16 protein-coding genes, 1 pseudogene and 1 riboswitch are annotated in these 19,832 nt (G+C 63.7%); of the genes and pseudogenes, 8 read left to right on the top strand and 9 right to left on the bottom strand.

Annotation, left to right across the window (positions count from 1 at the left end; genetic code table 11):
* Positions 1-6 precede the first annotated feature (6 nt).
* Both ACQ4WN_RS20885 and ACQ4WN_RS20880 read left to right on the top strand, forming a co-directional pair.
* Positions 7-1,950, top strand: coding sequence for a branched-chain amino acid ABC transporter ATP-binding protein/permease (locus tag ACQ4WN_RS20885; protein WP_436553234.1), 1,944 nt, complete (start codon positions 7-9; stop codon positions 1,948-1,950).
* Positions 1,951-1,960: 10 nt separating this feature from the next.
* Positions 1,961-2,683 carry an ABC transporter ATP-binding protein gene (locus tag ACQ4WN_RS20880; RefSeq protein WP_133990798.1) on the top strand — a complete coding sequence of 241 codons (723 nt, stop codon included), beginning with the start codon at positions 1,961-1,963 and terminating at the stop codon, positions 2,681-2,683.
* On the opposite strand, the gene ACQ4WN_RS20875 is transcribed toward ACQ4WN_RS20880, so the two are convergent.
* Positions 2,662-3,351, bottom strand: coding sequence for a hypothetical protein (locus ACQ4WN_RS20875; RefSeq protein WP_436553233.1), 690 nt, complete (start codon positions 3,349-3,351; stop codon positions 2,662-2,664). The genes ACQ4WN_RS20880 and ACQ4WN_RS20875 overlap by 22 nt on opposite strands.
* Before the next feature lie 157 nt (positions 3,352-3,508).
* Between ACQ4WN_RS20875 and ACQ4WN_RS20870 the strand changes: the two genes are divergently transcribed.
* Entirely contained in the window at positions 3,509-5,635 is a 2,127-nt protein-coding gene (locus ACQ4WN_RS20870) for a TonB-dependent receptor plug domain-containing protein (protein ID WP_436553232.1), read from the top strand.
* Here ACQ4WN_RS20870 and ACQ4WN_RS20865 read toward each other — a convergent pair.
* From ACQ4WN_RS20865 to ACQ4WN_RS20830, 8 genes and pseudogenes are all read right to left on the bottom strand, one after another.
* Entirely contained in the window at positions 5,632-5,952 is a 321-nt protein-coding gene (locus ACQ4WN_RS20865) for a DUF2288 domain-containing protein (protein WP_251348370.1), read from the bottom strand. The two genes, ACQ4WN_RS20870 and ACQ4WN_RS20865, sit on opposite strands and share 4 nt — an antisense overlap.
* Positions 5,953-6,004: 52 nt before the next feature.
* On the bottom strand, positions 6,005-6,703 hold the full coding sequence (locus ACQ4WN_RS20860) for an RES family NAD+ phosphorylase (protein ID WP_436553231.1): 699 nt from the start codon (positions 6,701-6,703) through the stop codon (positions 6,005-6,007).
* A 2-nt stretch (positions 6,704-6,705) separates the two neighbouring features.
* Complete coding sequence (locus ACQ4WN_RS20855) at positions 6,706-7,143, bottom strand: MbcA/ParS/Xre antitoxin family protein (RefSeq protein ID WP_070254193.1); 438 nt, start codon at positions 7,141-7,143, stop codon at positions 6,706-6,708.
* A 137-nt stretch (positions 7,144-7,280) separates the two neighbouring features.
* On the bottom strand, positions 7,281-9,899 hold the full coding sequence (locus ACQ4WN_RS20850; protein WP_436553230.1) for a S53 family peptidase: 2,619 nt from the start codon (positions 9,897-9,899) through the stop codon (positions 7,281-7,283).
* 83 nt (positions 9,900-9,982) lie between these two features.
* Positions 9,983-10,069: riboswitch (cyclic di-GMP riboswitch) on the bottom strand.
* A gap of 264 nt (positions 10,070-10,333) precedes the next feature.
* Complete coding sequence (gene fos, locus ACQ4WN_RS20845) at positions 10,334-10,750, bottom strand: fosfomycin resistance glutathione transferase (RefSeq protein WP_436553259.1); 417 nt, start codon at positions 10,748-10,750, stop codon at positions 10,334-10,336.
* Between the two features lie 93 nt (positions 10,751-10,843).
* Positions 10,844-11,320 (bottom strand): annotated as a pseudogene (locus ACQ4WN_RS20840) (RDD family protein); the annotation flags it as partial.
* Between the two features lie 114 nt (positions 11,321-11,434).
* The gene (gene recJ / locus ACQ4WN_RS20835; protein ID WP_436553229.1) at positions 11,435-13,135 is read right to left on the bottom strand and encodes a single-stranded-DNA-specific exonuclease RecJ; all 1,701 of its coding nucleotides are present in this window, start codon (positions 13,133-13,135) and stop codon (positions 11,435-11,437) included.
* A complete protein-coding gene (locus ACQ4WN_RS20830) occupies positions 13,132-14,196 on the bottom strand; it encodes a hypothetical protein (protein ID WP_436553228.1) in 1,065 nt (354 codons plus the stop codon). Before ACQ4WN_RS20830 ends, recJ begins: the two co-directional genes overlap by 4 nt.
* A 161-nt stretch (positions 14,197-14,357) precedes the next feature.
* Here ACQ4WN_RS20830 and ACQ4WN_RS20825 point away from each other — a divergent pair, with 161 nt between their 5' ends.
* The 5 genes from ACQ4WN_RS20825 (at position 14,358) to ACQ4WN_RS20805 (ending at position 19,774) form a co-directional block, all read left to right on the top strand.
* Positions 14,358-15,635 (top strand): lipoprotein-releasing ABC transporter permease subunit, encoded by a 1,278-nt coding sequence (locus tag ACQ4WN_RS20825; RefSeq protein WP_436553227.1) that lies wholly within the window; start codon positions 14,358-14,360, stop codon positions 15,633-15,635.
* A gap of 65 nt (positions 15,636-15,700) precedes the next feature.
* A complete protein-coding gene (locus tag ACQ4WN_RS20820) occupies positions 15,701-16,966 on the top strand; it encodes a lipoprotein-releasing ABC transporter permease subunit (protein WP_289897586.1) in 1,266 nt (421 codons plus the stop codon).
* A gap of 16 nt (positions 16,967-16,982) precedes the next feature.
* A complete protein-coding gene (gene lolD, locus ACQ4WN_RS20815; protein ID WP_436553226.1) occupies positions 16,983-17,708 on the top strand; it encodes a lipoprotein-releasing ABC transporter ATP-binding protein LolD in 726 nt (241 codons plus the stop codon).
* A 22-nt stretch (positions 17,709-17,730) separates the two neighbouring features.
* Positions 17,731-18,528, top strand: coding sequence for a TatD family hydrolase (locus ACQ4WN_RS20810; protein WP_436553258.1), 798 nt, complete (start codon positions 17,731-17,733; stop codon positions 18,526-18,528).
* Between the two features lie 7 nt (positions 18,529-18,535).
* Positions 18,536-19,774, top strand: coding sequence for a PQQ-dependent sugar dehydrogenase (locus ACQ4WN_RS20805; protein WP_436553225.1), 1,239 nt, complete (start codon positions 18,536-18,538; stop codon positions 19,772-19,774).
* Positions 19,775-19,832: the final 58 nt, after the last annotated feature.

Here is a 19,832-nt window from a genome sequence, read left to right as displayed (position 1 = left end):
GATCACATGAACAAGAAAATCACCATGCTGGCGCTGAGCGCGGCGGGCCTGGCCGCACTCGTGCTGTTCCCCATCGTCATCCCGAACCCCTACTATATTCACCTGGCCGAAACCATCCTGATCTACGCCATCCTGCTGTTCGGCCTCGATATCGTCGTCGGCTACACGGGGCAGGTATCGCTGGGTCACGCGGGCCTGTTCGGCATCGGTTCGTACGCCACGGGCGTGCTGGTGTTCAAGCTGGGTCTGCCGTTCTGGCTGGCCATCCCCGCCAGCATCGTGGGGGCGGCCCTGTTTGGCGCCATCCTGGCCTTGCCGGCCCTGCGCGTGACGGGTCCTTATCTGGCCATGGTGACGCTGGCCTTCGGCACCATCGTGCAAATCCTGATCAATGAAATGAGCTTCCTGACGGAAGGGCCGATGGGCATCAAGATCCACAAGCCCGTCCTGTTCGGGCACAAACTGTCGGAAGTGGAGTACTACTACATGGTCGCCGCGCTGATGGTGATGTCGCTGGTGGTGGTGCACCGCATCCTGAAATCGAACCTGGGGCGCGCGTTTGAAGCATTGCGCGACAGTCCCATCGCCTCGGATTGCATGGGCGTCTCCGTCTATCGCTATAAAGTCTATGCCTTCGTCATCAGCGCCGGTTTTGCCGGCCTGGCCGGCAGCCTGTACGCGTATTCGGAAGAATATATTTCGCCCAATACCTACAACTTCGAGCTGACCATTCTGTTCCTGCTGGCCGTCATCATGGGCGGGCGCAAGACGCGCTCGGGCGCGCTGATTGGCGCCTTGATCGTCGTCATGCTGCCCAGCCTGCTGGCGGACATCGAACTGTTCCGCAAGATCGCCGTCGCCGCCGCCGTGCTGGGCGTGATCGGATCCATCTTCATGCTGGCCAAGAAGCGCTCCACCGTGCGCGGCGTGCTCGTGCCACTGGTCGCCACCATCGGCCTGGCCGCGTTTTCCTACAAACTGGAGAACATGGTCGACTGGCGCCTGACCATCTTCGGCCTGATGACTTTATTTGTCGTGTACTACCTGCAAGATGGCATCGTCGGCTTCCTGATGAGCTTTATCGGCAAGGGCCGGCGCCATGTGCAAGCCGTCGCTTCGCACGGCGTGGCGCCGTTCGACCACGCCCAGGGCGGGCAGCAGGGCGCCACCTTGCTGCGCGTGGACCAGGCCCTGATGCAGTTCGGCGGCCTGAAAGCGCTGAACCAGGTGGATTTGAACGTCACTCAGGGCTCCGTGCACGGCTTGATCGGGCCGAACGGCTCGGGCAAGAGCACGATGATGAATGTGCTGACGGGCATCTACAAGCCGACGGCGGGCAAGGTGGAATTTGCCGGCGCTGTGATTTCGGGCCGCACGCCGTCCGAGATCGCGCTGGGCGGCGTGGCGCGCACCTTCCAGAACGTGCAGCTGTTCGGCGAAATGACGGCAACCGAGAACGTGCTGGTGGGCTTGCACAACACCTTCAAGTCGAACGTGCTGGACGTGATGCTGCATACGCCCCGCTACAAGCGCGAAGAGAAGGCGGCGCGCGAGCGGGCCGCCAGCATCCTGGAGTTCGTGGGCCTGGCCGACCTGGCCAATGAAGAGGCGCGCAATCTGCCGTATGGCAAGCAGCGGCTGCTGGAAATCGGCCGCGCGCTGGGTCTCAACCCGCGCCTGCTGCTGCTCGATGAACCGGCGGCGGGCCTGACGGCGCCCGACATCAAGGAGCTGATGGCCATCATCCGCAAGATCCGCGAGCACGGCATCACCATCATCCTGATCGAGCACCACATGGATGTGGTGATGGCCCTGTCGGACGTGGTGACGGTGCTGGACTTCGGCCAGAAGATCGCCGAAGGCGCACCCGCGCTGGTCCAGAGCGATCCAAAAGTGATTGAAGCCTACCTGGGCGGCAGCGCTGACACCCTAAGCCCTGCGGCGCATTGAGAGGAAGACCATGCTGACCATTCAAAATCTGCACGCCGCCTACGGCAAAGTCGAAGTCTTGCACGGCATTTCGCTCGACGTCCCGAAGGGCAAGCTGGTGACCCTGATCGGCTCGAACGGTGCCGGCAAGACCACTACCATGCGCGCCATTTCCGGCATGCTGAAACCTAAATCGGGCACCGTCACACTGGGCGGCAAGGATGTCACGGGGCTAGATTCACACCGCATCGCGCGCGCCGGCCTGGCCCATTCGCCGGAAGGCCGGCGCGTGTTCGCCTCCATGTCGGTGACGGACAATCTGCTGCTGGGCGCTTTCCCCCGCTTTACGCGCTCGCGCCCCAAAGGCGACATCAAGGGCGACCTGGACAAGGCGCTGGAGCTGTTCCCCCGCCTGAAGGAGCGGCGCGACCAGCTGGCCGGCACGCTCTCCGGCGGCGAGCAGCAAATGCTGGCCATGGCGCGCGCCGTGATGCTGAACCCGGAAGTGATCTTGCTGGACGAACCGTCGATGGGCCTGGCGCCGATATTGGTGGAGGAAGTCTTCCGCATCATCACGCGATTGAAGGCCGAAGGCGTGACCATGCTGCTGGTCGAACAATTCGCCGCCGCCGCCCTGAACGTGGCCGATTACGGCTACGTGCTGGAGAACGGCAGTATCTCCGTGCATGGCCCGGCTGACAGCCTGAAAAACGATCCGAAGGTGATTGCGGCCTACCTGGGCGGCGGGCACTGAGCAAAGATTTCCTCGAGCCGCGCATCGCGTGCATGTAGCAATAGCACGCAGCGCATGGAAGGGGCGGGCTCGAAGAAGAGGCTGTAGCTGTTGCCGAAAATGGCGGGACCTGTCAGGGTGCGGGTCCACCGCACCGTGGTGGTGGACTTTGTGATGCGTGTATAGGTGACTGTCCCGCCTTCGTCACCGATATCATCAATATCGTACTGCGTCTCGAACGGCGCCAGTGCGCGCGCGCTTTTTAGCTGTTGGGTGACCAGGCGCCGTGCCAGCGTGCGCCAGAACCATTCCCACGGGCGCTGCTGCCAGCTGATCACGCGCGGCACCAACACTAGCAAGACAAAGATCAGTCCGGAAAAAACCAGCCAAACGAGGTCCAGCCGAACGCCCTGCACAAGCAGGCCGCCGCTCGCGGCAAAGGCCAGTGCCATCACCAGGCCGATCACGCTGCCCCACACCATGACGGCATGGAGTATGGGCGCCTGCGCAAACGCCTGCTGCATCTGCCGCTCGCTGGCCTGCAAGCGTTCGTCGACGCCGCCGCGCACTCTGTTCGCCAGCAGCCTGGCGTGAAAGGCTGCTTCCAGTTCGGGTGCCATGCGTTCGAGGGCGTCCGTCGTGATGAGCGTGCGCAGGCGCAGGAAGGGGTGATGCGGGTTGGTTTGCATGTGCAATCAGTTGCTTATCAGAGGGGGGGCTGCCATGCTAATCGATCGGCATTGCCTTTGTATACACTGCCTGCCGCAGGCGTGTATCGCCAAGCTGGCTTTAGCTTGTCAAATCCTCTACACTGCGTCCTTCCTCACGTGGTGTAGAACAGCTTCCATGCGCAGTGCCAGTCTGACTTTCCCGCTTTTTTTCCTGCTTTTGCCCGCCATTGCCTGCGCCGACGATGCACCGCTGCAGAAAGTTGAAATTTCGGCCGCCAGCGGCCTGCAGCAGCGGCGCGACGACACGGCCGCGAAGATCATCGTCAGCCGCGACGACCTGGCCCAATATGGCGACAACAGTCTGGCGGCGGTCCTGAAACGCCAACCTGGCGTCTCTGTCGTCGGTAGCGAAGTGCGCATGCGCGGCCTGGGCGCCGGCTACACGCAAATACTGATCAACGGCGACCCCGCGCCGCCGGGGTTTTCCATCGAGTCGATCGCCCCTGACATGATCGAGCGCATCGAGATTTTGCGCAGCGCGACGGCCGAATACAGCATGCAAGCTATCGCCGGCAGCATCAACGTGGTCTTGCGCAAGGGCGCCAGCGGCACCGAGCGCGAATGGAAACTGGGCGCTGGCCGGGGCGATGGCCGCTGGCAGCCTGCCGCGTCCTTGCGCGTGGCGGACAAGTTGCCCGGTTTCGCCTATTCGCTGACGGGGGCGCTGGAGCGCACGGCCGATGACGTGGCGGGAAGGACGACTGAAACAATGTCCGATCCGGCCGGCACGCTGCTGGCGCTGCGCGATACGCGCACGCGTAATGCTTCCTCCGTCAATAAGGCCAGCCTGACGCCGCGCCTGCACTGGACCCTGGACAATGGCGATACCGTCATCTGGCAAAGCCTGCTGGACTGGTATCGCACGGGCTTTGACGGCGTGGCCAGCGAAACGGCCTTGTTGGGCATGCCCACGGCATATCCGCGCAATGGCGCCACCTCGCAAGCCAGCGTGTTGTCGGCGCGCAGCGATGTGAGCTGGGCGCACGCGCTGGGGGCGGCCGGCAAGCTGACGGGCAAGCTGGGTGTCAACCACAATCGGCGCGATACGGATTACGCGTTCCATGGCGAGTCGGCCGGTGGCGCCCTGCTGCTGCGCGGCGTGGTTTCCGACGCCATCGACGACAGCATCAACAGCAGCGGAAAATACATGGGAAGGCTGGGCGGCGGGCATGCCTTGAGCCTGGGCTGGGATGGCAGCCTGATACGCCGCAGCGAATCGCGCCGCCAGCGCGACACATATCTTGCCGGTGGTGCGCCGCATGCGCTCGATGAAGACTATACGGCCGATGTGCGGCGCCTTGCCCTGTATGCGCAGGATGAATGGGACGTGACGCCACGCTTGCAAATGTATGCGGGCGTGCGCTGGGAAGGTTTGCAGACGGCGACCGAAGGGCGCACTTTGAGCGAAGTGCGCACGCGGGCCAGCGTCTGGAGTCCGGTGGCGCAGCTGCTGTGGAAGCCGCCGCAGCAGGAACGCGACCAGCTGCGGCTGGCGCTGGCGCGCACCTACAAGGCGCCCACCACGCGCAACCTGGTGCCGCGCCGTTACACGATCAATAACGGCAACAGCGCCAATAACCCCGATTTTCAGGGCAATCCCGAGCTGCGTCCGGAACTGGCGTGGGGGCTGGACGCGGCCTGGGAGAGCTATTTTGGCAAGAGCGGCGTGGCCAGCGTGTCGGCATACACGCGGCGCATCAGCGACGTCACCGTGCAGCGCCTGTTCCAGCACGATGGCATCTGGACCGCCAGCCCGTTCAACAATGGCATGGCCACGGTGCGCGGCATCGAGATGGATGTGAAATTGCCCTTGCGGACCTGGTGGGCGCAAGCGCCCGACGTCGACGCGCGCGCCAATGCGGGGCGCAACTGGTCGAGTGTCGCCGCCGTGCCGGGTCCCGGCAACCGCCTGGCCAGCCAGGTGCCGGCCACGCTCAATCTGGGACTCGATTACCGGCTCTCGCCGAGGATGAGCATGGGCGGCAATCTGCACCTGCAGACGGGCGGCCTGGCGCGGCTCGATGCGCACGCCAGCAGCCATGCGGGCGTACGGCGCACCCTCGACGCGTATGCGTTGTGGCAGCCGGACGTCAAAACGCGGGTGCGCCTGTCGGCGGCCAATTTGCTGCGCCAGCCGCAGCTGCAACGGCAATCTTACGTCGATGATGTGGGCCGCAGCGACAGCGTGACGACGCTGGACGGCAGCGCTGCGCTGCGCCTGCTGTTCGAGCGCAGTCTTTAGTGTTTCGTCGGTTTTTCCTGCTGCACTAATATAAACGGGCTGACGACGACGGCCCACAAGGCCGCATCGGCCGCTTGCCAGTCCAGCGCTTGCTGGTCCGACACCTTGGCCACTTTGCCATCGACCATCCATTGCGTGATGGTGGCCTTGTCGTCGTGCGAGATGCGCACGGCCACTTCGACCAGATCGAGTTCATTGGCGACCCAGACGACATTGCCTTGGGCGAAATGCTTTTCCAGTTCGCTCCAGGCCAGGCGGGCCGTTTCGCTGTTGACTTTGAGGCGCAGTTCGGTGTCTTTTTCAGGATTGGTTTGCATGCGATATATCAAGTTGCGGTGAGTCGGGTGCCGTTGCGCGCGCTGGCTTGCCTTACAGGGCTTCCACGCGCGGCGTCGGCGTACCCTGCCATGTTAACCGATAGGCGGCGCCTTTGCGAACATTGCCCACGAGGGCAGGGCGGAAGCAGGCCAGGTTGGTGCCGCTGGCGTGCCGGACGCTGGGGAAGATCACGCCCATGGAGCCCGCTTCGAGCAGGATGGCGGCCAGGTCTTGCGAGGCGATGTAGCTGGCCGGATCGAGGCAAGCCTGGTTGCGGGACTGGCCGCGCAGGTCGTGGAAGCTGGCGGAAAAATCGGCCAGCAGCGACTGGTAGCTGACGCTGTCGTCGAAATAGTCGATTTCCTGGTATTCCACGGTCTTGTGGAAAATGATCTCGGCCAGCGCCGTTTTCATGTCGAAGGCGCAATACCAGGCACCCCGCTCGCCGTCGTTGAAACGCGCCCCTTCCGGGCGGGCGTACGTGTAGGCGGCGTTGATGATGCGAAAGTGCGGCACGCCAAATACCAGCTCGTCCACGCCAATTCCTGGCGCGCCACCGTACTCGGCCACCAGGCGCGCGTTGGTCGCGTTATCGAGTTCAAACAGCTCGCGCAGGTGATCGTTGTCTTCGGCCAGGGGCGCCAGCACGGAGTCTTCCATGTCGGCGAAGCGCGAGGGAATCAGGCGGCAAGTGTCGATCTGGCGCAAGGCGGCCAGCGGCGGCAGCTGTGCATCGGCGTTGGCAGGCACGATTACAGCCCTCCGCGGCGCGCATCGAGCAGCTTGCGCACCGTCTGCATGGCCAGCAAGCCACCGGCCAGCATCTGCGACAGGGGCGTGCGGCCGCCAAACACGGGATTTTTGTTGGGCAAACTCACCCATTCGTCGGCCAGCTTGTCGCCGTACAGGATGTGCAAGGCCTTGTAGATGCCCAGCAAATAGGAAATGCGCGTGATGCGGTCCACTTCCAGCACGCGGTCCGGGTGCTTTTTCCACTCGTACCAGGCGCTGCTGGACAGGCCGCCCAGCAGTTCGCGCGCATCGTCGTCGCGCAGTTTCCAGGCGGCGGCCAGCTTGAAAAAGCCTTTCAATGCGGCCTGCGACAATCGCTCGCGCTCGGCTTTGGCATTCAGGTCGACGAGCACGGCCGGCTCGAAGCGGCTCTTAGGGTAGGCGTAGGCGAGATTCATGGCATGTCCTTCAATAAAACTCTGTTTATGGACTATTTATACTCCTTTTCAGGATTCGCTGCAAGGTCCGCGCGCATGCAAAACGGGGCGCAGCAGGACAGGTGTCCCACTGCGCCCCGTTGGCGGACCGCGCTGGCTTACTTTGCCGTGACGGTGACAGGCACGTTCAGTTGCGCCGTCAAGCCGTTATTGTCCAGTGCCACCACCTTCAGCGTATAGCTGCCGGCCACCGGTTGCGGCCAGTAGGCGGTGATGGTCAGGCCACTCATGGAAAACTGCATGCCCAGCGGCGCGCCGTTGATCGAGATCTGCAGCGCGTTCGCGCCAGGTGCCGTCAGCACGATGCTGCCGCTCATCGCCTTGCCCGCCACGCCCGTCATGGCCGCGGCGCTGATCGTGGGACCGGCGGCGGCGATTTTCACCGTGGCCACGGCCTGGCCGCTCAAGCCCGTCTTGCTATCTTTGGCGATGATGGTCACGTTGTAGCTGCCCAGCACGGGCTTGGCCCAGCTGACGACGCCGGCGGCATTGATACTCATGCCCGACGGCGCGCCCGACAGGCTGTAGGTGACGGGGTTAGGCGCCACCGTCGTGGCGGTGAACGACAGGGCCACGCCGGGTTTGCCGCTGACGCTGGCCACCGTCACCACGGGGGGCAGCGGAGCGGCGATGGCCACCGTATAGATGCCCTTGCCGCTCAGGCCAGTCTTGCTGTCGGTGGCTGTCACGGTGACGGTATAGGTGCCGGCAACGGGGGTGGCCCAGCTCACCAGTCCGGCGCTGCTGATGCTCATGCCGGTTGGTGCGCCGCTCAGCGCGTAGCTGACGGGATTGGCGGCCGTAACGCTGACATTGAACGCCAGCGCCGTGCCAACCTTGCCCGTGATGGCGCCGGTGGCGACGACGGGCGGCGCGACGGGTGCGATGACGATGCTGTACACGCCCTGGCCACTGAGGCCGCTGACGGTATCCTTCGCCACCATGGTCACGGCATACGTGCCAGCGACGGGGACGGCCCAGCTGACCACGCCTGTTGATGCGATGCTCATGCCGGCCGGCGCGCCCAGCATGGTGTAGCTGAGTGGATTGGCTGCGCTGGCCGAGACCGTGAACGACAGCGGCTTGCCGGCCGCGCCGCTGATGCTGGCCGGCGCCACCACGGGCGCGGCGGGCGCGATCTGCGTGCCCGACAGGCTGGCCAGCAGGTTTTTTACGTTGGGCGTGCCCAGGCCGCCCAGCGGGTCATAGCCGATCCTGGCCGTGCACACGCTGCAGCTGCCGTTGCTGCCCCGCGTGATGTCGGCAAAGCTGCTGGCAAATGTGCCGGGCACGCTGGCGATCTGGCCGTACAGCATGCTGTGCGGTAAGCCGAGCGCCGTCTTGGCCTGCAGCGCGCGGCTGGCGTTGGCGATGGCGACCAGGCCGGCCCACTGTGGTGTGGACAGGCTGGTGCCGCCGATGCTGAGCCAGCTGGCGGTGCTGCTGCCCTGCGCCATCACGGCCGTGTACTGGCCAGTGGCAGGGTCGGCATTGAAGGCCACGTCGGCCACGTTGCGCCGTAGCAGATTGGTCAGGCCGGGTACGCTGGCCGTCTGGTAAGTGGGCAGTGCCGTATAGGCGCTGATGCCGCCGCCCGTGCCGGACCAGGCCGTTTCGCTGCGCACGCCGCTGCCGCTGTAGCTGAGCGTGGTGCCGCCCACGGCCAGCACGTTGGGCGACACGGACGGCCAGGACACGCCGCTGCCCGAGTCGCCTGTGGCGGCCAGGTAGCTCATGTTCTTGCCCGTGAAGGCGCTGTCGACGGAAGCCGTCCAGCTGCCTTCGGCGGCGCCAAAGCTCATCGAGACGACGCCAGGCCCCATCAGGTTGGCCAGGCGCACGGCGCCCAGCAGGCTGTTGATGGAAGCATCTGGCGCTTCGATCAGCACGATGCGCGCCAGCGGCGCCGTGGCATGCGCCCACTGCACGTCGAGCGCGATTTCCATGGCCCAGCCCGAGTTATAGGCGGGCGCGGTGGCCGTCATGGTGCTCGATGGCGTGTTGTACACAACAGAAAATTCACAGCCGCTGGCCGGCGCTGGCGGCAATGGCAGGGTGGCATTGGTGGCGATGGCCTTGGTGGTGCAGCCGGGCAAGCCGAATTTCTGGTTGAAGATGGCCAGTTCGGCCGCCGCGTTCGGGTTGTGCATGGCGTCGACGATATAGATCGTTTGCCCCGCGCCCAACTGGGCCGCCTGGCCAGGCGTCAGCGCCGTGCCTGATGCTGGCAACGCAGGCAAGTCGTAGGCGGCGCGGATTTGCGCGGGAGAGTAGGTGGCCACCACGCTGCTGCCGGCCATGGGCGCGACGGCGTCTGCCGTGCCGCCAGCTTGCAACGGCGCGATGTCCTGTGCCACCTGTTCCGCGGTGGCGATCTTTTGCGCCGTCAGGCGGCGCGTGGACATTTCCGTCATGGCGCCTGGCACGTGCTGCAAGTGCGGACGCCAGTGGGCCGAGCCGCTGCTGTTGGCGCTGTCGCGCCCGTCAGGCGCATCGAGCAGGGCCGGGGCGGCATGGAACATCGGTTGCACCACTAGCGTGCCGACGGCGGCCGGGATGACGGGCACCTCGACAGTGAACTGGGTCGCCGCCGTGGCAATGGCGGCGGGCGGTGCCGATGTCTCCTGGCCGGGGCCGCAAGCGCCCAGCAGGAGCGCGGCAGTGGCGCCCAGCAGCAGGCGCCCGTGGCGGGGATGCAAAGGGGTGAATTTTTTCATGGCGAAACTCTCCGAGTTGGCGAGGGCCACATCTCGACAATGCATCCAGGCATGGCGCCGCGCGCTGGCGGTCCCGGCCCTGCATTGGCAGCCCCGCTGCCGTGGCGCTTGCGCGCGGTAGGCCGGTGGCTTTGCGTCCCCGTCTTTCGACGGGTTTGCCCTCAGAATTGATCATGCATCGCTACTGCCCTGATGCGCTATCGATTCTAGCGAATTTGCCAAATAAGTGTTAACTAATTTCAATCAATATTTTTATTTTTGCAATGGAGTGTGGCAGATTTGCCTATTGCAGGAGGCAATCTTGCCAGCCTGATTAAGCATTAAAGGCAAGGTTATCAGAGCGGTATCGATGCGTGACAGTGTTTTTTTACAGCAACGGCGCTTGATCTTGTTGGTTGTCGAATGAATTTATTGAATTTATCAAATATACTGTTTCAGGCATCGGCTTCGAACACCATGCCTGGATACGGCGCTGCGTGGCAGGCCGCCAGCCGCTGCGCCAGGCTGCCCGCATGGGCTTCCAGCTGGTGGCCATCCGGATCGAGAAAATACAGCGAATCGCCGGCGCTGCGGTTTTGCTGCCATTCGGGCACGCCGATGGTGCGCAGGCGGGCGCTAAAGGCGGGAAAATTTTCCTGGGGAATGGAAAACGCATAGTGCGTGTAGGTGCGGCCCGTGTCGCTGGCCGCCTCCGCGTCCAGCGACAGGCACAGCCACAAATCCCCAGCCGACAGGTATGCGCCCCTGTCCCAGCGCGCATGCAGGCGCAGACCCAAGGTGTCGCGGTAAAAGACGACGCTGCGCGTCAGGTCGCGCACGGACAAAGTGAGGTGGTTCAGGCCGGTCAGCATGGGTGTTTGCTTGCTTTTGAATTGGGGTTGATTAGGTGATGTTTGTTGCAAACCTTCCGGCTGCAATTTGACAACGACAGTCCCGGCGATGTAATCCTGCAAAGCGCGGCGTTGTTTGTTCAGCAGCAAAATGAAGGGTTCGCTGAATAACCAGACGAAAGCCAGGGAAGTAAGCCACTCCTCCCATGACCATGGCGACGCGAAGAACGGCATTCCATATCTCAATGATGCAGGAAGTAAATATAAAGAGAAGTTCCAGAGTTTAGGGAGATTTGCCAGCAAATGAAGACCGATTACGACGCAATAGCGTAGCCAGGCGGCGCGGCTGGTAATGATGGATCCATCCTGCATGCAAAGTTTCAATTTGCATAGCCACATGCCTGGCGTTGCGCCGTAAAGGGTGACAAGAAAGACGTGGTAGATCATCATGACAGGCAGCGCAAGCGTCATGGCCTGGGATCCAATGTGGGGCGTCATCGCAATCCACGGCGGAATGGTTATGATCAGCGCCAAAATTATCTGATCAATAAAAAGCGCACCCAAGCGTAGCCAGAATCCGCCATATTTCATGCGATGCCCCTAGTCAGCGGCAACCGGCGGTTGCCTGTATGACCAGATACACTATTACTTAGATGAAATGTTGGCTATCCGGCGTCTCATTGAGGTGGGGCAACAGTCACGCCATCAAGCCGGCTCCGCGTGCTCCACCATCAGTTGCACCTTGGTCGTGCCATTGTATTCATTCGCATCGAGCCGGAAGGCCACGCGCGTACGTTCGCCCAGAGCATCCGTGTGGCCGAACCAGATGGCGTCGAAGCGCACGCCGTTCTTTTCCAGCAGCAGTTTCAAATGGCGCTCTTTTAATATGCGCTGGCTGACGACGCGGAATTCGTCGCAGAAGACGGGTGGGGCGAAACCCTGGCCCCACACTTGTCCATCCATCAGTTCGATGAAGGCCGTCGTGTAGTAGGCGTCTTCCAGCGGGCCGTCCGTTTCCACGACTCTTTCCAGTTGCTGCTGACTGAGCCAGGCCTGGCCCACGGCTTCGAAGGCCCTGGAAAACGCCGCGAAGGCGTCGGCGCGGATGGTCAAGCCTGCGGCCATGGCGTGGCCGCCGAACTTGTCGATCAGGCTGGGTGCCCGTTTCGACACGAGATCGAGCGCATCGCGCAAATGAAAGCCGGGGATCGAGCGGCCAGAACCCTTGATCCAGCCGTCCGCGCCGGGCGCAAACGTGATCGTTGGGCGATAAAACTTTTCCTTCAGGCGCGAGGCGACGATGCCGATCACGCCCTGGTGCCAGGATGCATCGAAGACGCTGATGGTGCTGCTGTTGGCCGGCTCGAAGTCGTCCAGGTGCAGCAGGGCCGTATCCTGCATTTCCGCCTCGATTTCGCGGCGCTTCAGGTTGATATCGTTCAATTGCTGCGCCAGCGCCCAGGCGCGGCCTTCGTCATCCGTGATCAGGCATTCGATGCCCAGCGACATATCTTGCAGGCGCCCGGCCGCGTTCAGGCGCGGGCCCAGCGCAAAGCCCAGGTCGAACGGCGTGGCGCTGCGCGCTTCGCGGCCCGCCACGCGGAACAGGGCGGCCACGCCCGCATGCATATTGCCCTTGCGCATGCGTTTCAAGCCTTGCGCGACGAGGATGCGGTTGTTCGTATCGAGGCGCACCACGTCGGCCACCGTGCCCAGCGCGACCAGGTCGAGCAGGTTATCGAGCTTGGGTTGGGTTTGCGCATCAAAAATACCGCGCCGGCGCAGCTCCGCGCGCAGGGCCAGCAAGACGTAAAACACCACGCCCACGCCGGCCAGATGTTTACTGGGGAAGCCGCAGGCGGGCTGGTTCGGGTTGACGATGACGGCCGCGTCGGGCAGTGTGTCGGCCGGCAAATGGTGGTCGGTAACGACGACCTGGATGCCGCGCCGGTTGGCCTCGGCCACGCCGTCGATGCTGGCGATGCCATTATCGACGGTGATGATGATGTCGGGCGACTTTTCGCGGGCCGTCAGCTCGACGATTTCCGGCGTCAGGCCGTAGCCGTACTCAAAACGGTTGGGCACGATGAAATCGACATCGGCGCCCATGGCGCGCAAGCCGCGGATGGCCACGGCGCAGGCGGTGGCGCCGTCGCAGTCGTAGTCGGCGACGATGACCATGCGTTTCTTGGCGGCAATCGCGTCGGCCAGGAAGGCGCCAGCCGCACCGATGTGCAGCAAGCCGGACGGCGGCATCAGGGCCGCCAGTTCGCTCGATAGTTCTTTCGCGTCGGACAGGCCGCGCGACGCGTACAGGCGGGCCAGCACGGGGTGGATGCCGCCCTGGCGCAGCAGTTCGGATTCGCGGTAAGGGCAGGGACGGGTGGCGATGCGGGTGCGGGTCATGATGCTTTCAACTTGTTCAGGGTAATCGCGCGCCAGAATTTGCGCTGCGCATGCTTGCTGGTGCTGCAAGCTAGCCAGGCGTCGCGGTGGCTCAGCACCAGGCGCAGCTGGCCCAGGCGGCCATCTTTCAGGGCCGCCAGCAGGGGCACGAACCAGTCCGCTTCCAGCGCTTGCAACTGTTGCAGCCACATGCCCCATTCCTGGGCCTGCGCCGCTTCGATCAGGCCGCCCAGCACGACGATCGCGTCGGAATGGTCTGCCAGCACACTGCTTGGACTGGCATGGCGCCGCGTTGGTTCCGCCAGCGCGGCCAGCCAGCCGGGCGCGTCCTTGGTATGCAGGCTGGCCGCGCAGCGCGCCGATGCAGGTGCAGATGCGGCCGTGGACAGGCTGCCGCCCCAGATCCAGAAGGAATTGATGGCTTTCAAGCCCCGTTCTTCGCGCGCCGCATTGACGGGATGTTCATGCCACAGCATCTGCACTTCGTTTTGCAGGCGGCGCGCGGCGCGCGCGTGCTCGCCTTCCGGCATCCACACTGACAGGTCTTGCGTGGTGGCGGCATCCGGCGAGGCGCACTGCAAGTCGCTCCAGGCATCGGCGCGCATGAACCAGGTGCTTGCGTCGCCATATGCCAGGGGCTGGCCGATTTCGTCGAAATACGGGGCCGCGATGTCGAACAGGGCGCGGCCGTCCACTTCACTCAGTTTGAGCTGGCGTAAATCTTCCAGGCTGATATGGCTGCGGGCGATGGCCAGATGGGCCGGATGCAGCAGGAAGTAGCGCGCGCCCGGTTCCGGCGCCAGATCGTAGCCGCGCATGGCCTGGGCCGCGAAGGCCGCCTGCGCCGTTTCGCCGTTGGGCGCGGGCGACAGGCTCAGCGCGTGCGCCAGCCACGCTTCGTGCGGCAGCAAGCGCTTGGCATTGTCAAAAGTTTCCAAATTGCAAGTGGAGGTGCGTGACAGCAGGGCCGCCAGGGCGGGCGCCTGCAAGACCTTGAGCAGGTCGGCAGCCAGTTCGGCATTGGGCAAGGCGAAGGGCAGGACGAGGGTAAGTTGATTCATCCCGAGATTGTAGGCGATTGTGGCGCCGGGGGAGTAGTCCCGGCAGTTTTTCCCTTGACGGCGGGCGTGGGAAAAGTCGCGCCACGGTGATGTGTTTCACGCATGAGTGTCATTTGTGTGGCACACTGCGCGCTCGCATATTATCGTTGTCGCGGGAGCGCATGAGCATCATCAAACAATTTCCTTTTGAGTGGCAGGTTGGCGTGCGCTATACGCGTGCCGGGAAGCGCAGTGGCCGCAACAGCTTCATCTCCTTCATCTCCCTCATTTCCGTGGCCGGCATCGGCCTGGGCGTGGCCGCCCTGATCGTCGTCCTCTCCGTCATGAACGGCTTCCAGAAGGAAGTCACCGACCGTCTGATGTCGGTGCTGGCGCACGTCGAGGTGTTCGATACCAGCGGCTCGATGCCGAATTGGCAGGCGCAGGAGCGCGCCGCCTACGCCAACCCGCAAGTCAAAGCCGTGTCGCCATTCGTGGAAACCCAGGGCATGCTGCTCAATGATGAAACCATGCGCCCGTCCATCGTGCGTGGCGTGCTGCCGCAGCAGGAAGCGACCGTCTCCAGCGTGGCCTCCCAGATGAAGCAGGGCAGTTTCAAAGACTTGACGCCAGGCTCGTACAACATCGTGCTGGGCATCGACCTGGCCAAGGCGCTCGACGTGAAAGTTGGGCAGAACGTGACCCTGATGCTGGAACGCGAGCCAAGGGCGGGCGATCCGGCCACTGGCATCGTCATGCCGCGCATGCGCGCGCTCAAGGTGGCCGGCATCTTCGAGGCAGGCCACAATGAACTCGATGGCAGCCTGGCCTTCGTCAACATGCAGGACGCCGAACAGCTGCTGCAGCTCGATGGCCCGTCCGGCCTGCGTCTGCGCCTGCATGACATGAACCAGGCGCCGCAAGTGGCGCGCGAACTGAAAGCGTCGATGCCGGGTCAGCTGTGGATGCGCGACTGGTCGCGCGCCAGTGCGAGCTGGTATGCGCTGGTGCAAAGCCAGAAGAACATGATGTTCATCATCCTCAGCATGATCATCGCCGTGGCCGCGTTCAACCTCGTCTCGACGCTGGTGATGTCGGTCACCGACAAGCAGGCCGACATCGCGATCTTGCGCACCCTGGGCGCCTCGCCATTCTCCATCATGAAGATTTTCATGATTCAGGGCGCGCTGGTGGGCTTGCTGGGGAGTGCTTTGGGCGTGATCGGCGGCGTCGTGCTGGCGCTGAACGTGGGCGTCATCGTGCCCTTCATCGAAGGCATCTTCGGCCTGCACTTCATCTCCAAGGAAATCTACCAGATCAGCGCCGTGCCGTCGGACGTGCATTGGCTGGACGTGGCGCAGATCGGCCTGATCGCCTTTGGCCTGGCGCTGGTGGCGACCATCTACCCGAGCTGGCGCGCCGCGCGTGTCAAGCCGGCCGAAGCGCTGCGCTATGAGTAAATGGCTGATCAACAAACTGCTGGGGTCAGACCCGGCGGGTCTGACCCCTTAGAAATAGCGAATCAATGAGCATGTTAAAAAATATTCCCTTCGAATGGCTGGTCGGCTTGCGCTACACGCGGGCCGGCAAGCGCAGTGGCCGCAACAGTTTTATCTCCTTCATTTCCCTCATTTCCATGGCCGGCATCGGCCTGGGCGTGGCGGCGCTGATCGTCGTGCTGTCCGTGATGAACGGCTTCCAGAAGGAAGTGACGGACCGCATGCTGTCCGTGCTGGCCCACGTGGAAGTATTCGACAACAGCGGCAGCATGCCGGACTGGCGCGCCGAAGCGGCGCAGGCATTCAAGAATCCGGCCGTGAAAGGTGCCGCGCCGTTTGTGGAAACGCAGGGCATGCTGCTGCGCGACGATGCACTGCGCCCCGCCATCGTGCGCGGCGTGCTTCCCGAGGAAGAGCCGAACGTGTCCGACGTGGCCGGCCAGACGCGCATGGGCAGCTTCAAGGCGCTGCAGCCGGGCACCTTCAATATCGTGCTGGGCATCGAGCTGGCGCGCGCCTTGCGCGTCAACCTCGGTGAAAAAGTGACGCTGATGCTGGCGCAGGGCCAGGTCACGCCAGCCGGCGTGCTGCCGCGCATGCGCAGCTTTACCGTCAGCGGCATCTTCCAGGCGGGCCACAATGAATTCGACGCCGGCCTGGCCTTCATCAATATCGAAGACGGCCAGCGTTTGCTGCGCCTCGACGGCCCGTCCGGCCTGCGTTTGCGCCTGGCCGACATGAACCAGGCGCCGCAAGTGGCGGCAGAATTGAAAAAATCCATGCCGGGCGACCTGTGGCTGCGCGACTGGTCCAAGCTGAACGCCAACTGGTTCGCCGCCGTGCAGACGGAAAAGCGCATGATGTTCATCATCCTGACCCTGATCATCGCGGTGGCCGCCTTCAACCTGGTGTCGACCCTGGTGATGACGGTGACGGACAAGCAGGCCGATATCGCCATTTTGCGCACCCTGGGCGCGTCTCCCCGCTCCATCATGAAGATTTTCATGATCCAGGGCGCGCTGGTGGGCATCCTGGGCACGATCCTCGGCGTGGGCGGTGGCGTGCTGGTGGCGATGAACATCGATGTCATCGTGCCCTTCATCGAGCATCTGCTGGGCGTGCAGTTCCTCTCCAAGGACATTTACTTTATCAGCACCGTGCCGTCCGACCTGCGCTGGCCCGACGTCACCAAGATCGGCGTGCTGGCCGTGATCCTCGCCTTTTTGGCGACCCTGTACCCAAGCTGGTGGGCTGCCCGCGTCAAACCTGCGGAAGCCCTGCGTTATGAATAAACCATTGAATACGACCATGACCGATCTGAACAAACCCGCTTCCAACGGCGCTTCTGCTGATTCTGCCGTCCTGTCCTGCCGTGGCCTGGGCAAGACTTTCACGCAAGGCAGCTACAAGGTGCAGGTGCTGGCCGGCATCGACATCGATGTTCACCGCGGCGAGCGCGTCGCCATCGTCGGCGCCTCCGGCTCAGGCAAGTCGACCCTGCTGCACCTGCTGGGCGGGCTCGATACGCCCACCAGCGGCAAGGTGACCCTGCTGGGCAAGGATTTCGCCACCCTCAGCGAAAAGGCGCGCGGCGACTTGCGCAACGCCTCGCTGGGCTTCGTCTACCAGTTCCATCACCTGCTGCCCGAGTTTTCCGCGCTGGATAATGTCGCCATGCCCCTGATGATACGGCGCATGAAGCGCGCGCCCGCCACCGACCTGGCGCAGCAAATCCTTGCGCGCGTGAACCTGGCCAAGCGCGTCACGCACACGCCGGGCGAATTGTCGGGCGGCGAACGCCAGCGCGTGGCCCTGGCGCGTGCCCTCGTCACGCAGCCAGCCTGCGTGCTGGCCGATGAACCGACGGGCAACCTCGATCACGCCACGGCCGAACAAATTTTTGACCTGATGCTGGAATTGTCGCGCACCCTGGGCACGGCCTTCGTTATCGTCACGCACGATATCGAACTGGCCAAACGCTGCGACCGCGTGTTGCGCCTGACGGACGAAGGGCTGCAGCCGTATCAATACTGAGTAATACCAAGGAGCCGCCATGTTGTGGATCGACACGCACTGCCACCTCGACGCGCACGAATTCGGCAGCGAATCGCTGCAAGTGGCGGCACGCGCACGGCAGCAGGGCGTGAGCATGATCGTCATCCCCGCCGTCGAACGGGCCAATTTCGCCATCGTGCGCGACCTGGCGGCAACGGCGCCCAACGCCTGCTATGCGCTGGGCATCCATCCGATCTACGTGCCGCACGCTAGCGAGGACGATTTGATCGCCCTGCGCGAGTCCGTGCAAGCTGCCATGGCCGATCCGCATTTTGTCGCCATCGGCGAGATCGGCCTCGATTTCTTCATCCCCATGCTGTGCGAACCGGCCATGCGCGTCAAGCAGGAGCATTTTTTGCGCGAGCAGCTGAAAATTGCCCGCGACTACGACCTGCCCGTGCTGACCCACGTGCGCCGCTCGCAGGACATCGTCCTCAAGCACGCGCGCCAGATCCGCCCGAACGGCGGCATCGCGCATGCGTTCAACGGTAGCTTCCAGCAGGCGCAGGGCTACATCGACCTCGGTTTCAAGCTTGGTTTCGGCGGCGCCATGACGTTTACGCGTGCGCTGCAGATACGCCGCATGGCCACGGACCTGCCTTTGGCGTCCATCGTGCTGGAAACGGACGCGCCCGATATTTCCCCTGCCTGGCTACACCCGGGCCGCAACAGCCCCGAAGAATTGCCGCGCATCGGTGCCGTATTGGCCGAATTGCGCGGCCTGGATATCGCGCAGGTGGCGGCTGCTACCAGCGCCAATGCGCGCGCCGTACTACCCCGATTACCCTTGATGGAATGATGAGACCATGAACAAGAAAATGCTTGCGGGCGCCCTGGCAGCCTGCATGTACACCGTGTTGGCGCCCGCCATGGCGGCGCCAAACGCCCAGTGCGACGGCATGCCGCGCCTCGACGTTACCACGCCGGCCGGCTTTTGCGTGGCCGTGCTGGCCGACGGACTGAAATTCCCCCGTGGCGTGCTGCCGCTGACGAATGGCGACATCCTCGTCACGGACATGGCGGGTTGGGCGCCGAAGCTGGGTAAATTGTGGCTGTTGCAGCGCAAGGCGGCCGGCGCCGGCTACGAGCGCAAGCTGCTGCTCGACAAGCTCGATCGCCCGAACGGCATCGTGCAGGGACCGGACGGCATGGTCTACGTGGGCGAGGTGGGACGCATCTTCCGTTTCGACTTGCGCGATCCCTCGCGCGCGCTCACCGATATCATCGGCGGCACGGCGAAAACGCAGCGCCTGCCGGGCCTCGGTTTGCACCTGCTGACAACCATGCGCTTCAGCCCCAAGGGCGACCTGTATGTGAACGTGGGCTCGAGCACCGACCATTGCGAGAACGATGGCAAGGCGCCCGATCCGGCCAAAGCCTGTGCTTCGGCGGAAGGTCCGGAAGCGCTGGGCGCCATCCGCGAATACAAGATGGCCTGGCCGGAGGGTACGGTGACGAGCTGGCGCACGCATGCGCGCGGCTTGCGTAATTCGATGGCGCTGGCCTTTCATCCGGCCACGGGCGAGCTGTGGCAGGCGGAAAACGCGCGCGATGCCATCCAGGCCGCCATGCCGCAGCTGAAAAGCGACGAGAATCTGCCGCATGAGGAACTTAACCTGATCAAGGCTGACCGGCACTATGGCTGGCCGTACTGCTACGACGACAACGTTGCCAGCCCTGAGTATCCGAAAACGGCTTGCGCCGCCCAATACACGGCGCCGCAGCGCCTGCTGCCCGGCCACGCCGCGCCGCTAGGCATGACGTTTTACACGGCCAGCCGCTTCCCGGAGCTGTACAACAATAGCCTGATCATCGGCTACCACGGCTACCGCAGCAACGGCCACCGCCTGGTGGCGCTGCTGCCCGACAAGGCCGGTGCGCCGCTGGGCAAGTCCGTCGAGTTGATCAGCAATTGGGAGCGCAAGGGCAAGCAGGGCAGGGGCGCGCCCGTCGACGTGAAGCAGGGCCAGGACGGCGATATCTACATGGCCGATGACCATAATGGGCTGGTGCTCAAGCTGCACTACGAGGCGGCCACACCGTAATGCATATCGATTGACCTCGCTCAGTGCGAGGTCGCCGCAGCGCCCTACAATCGGTCAG

The sequence above is a fragment of the Janthinobacterium pasteuri genome, from assembly GCF_051380775.1.
In the GTDB taxonomy this organism is placed as follows: Bacteria; Pseudomonadota; Gammaproteobacteria; order Burkholderiales; family Burkholderiaceae_D; genus Janthinobacterium.
The sequence above is the reverse complement of the archived record's forward strand: the minus strand, read 5'-3'. Positions and strand labels throughout refer to the sequence as shown.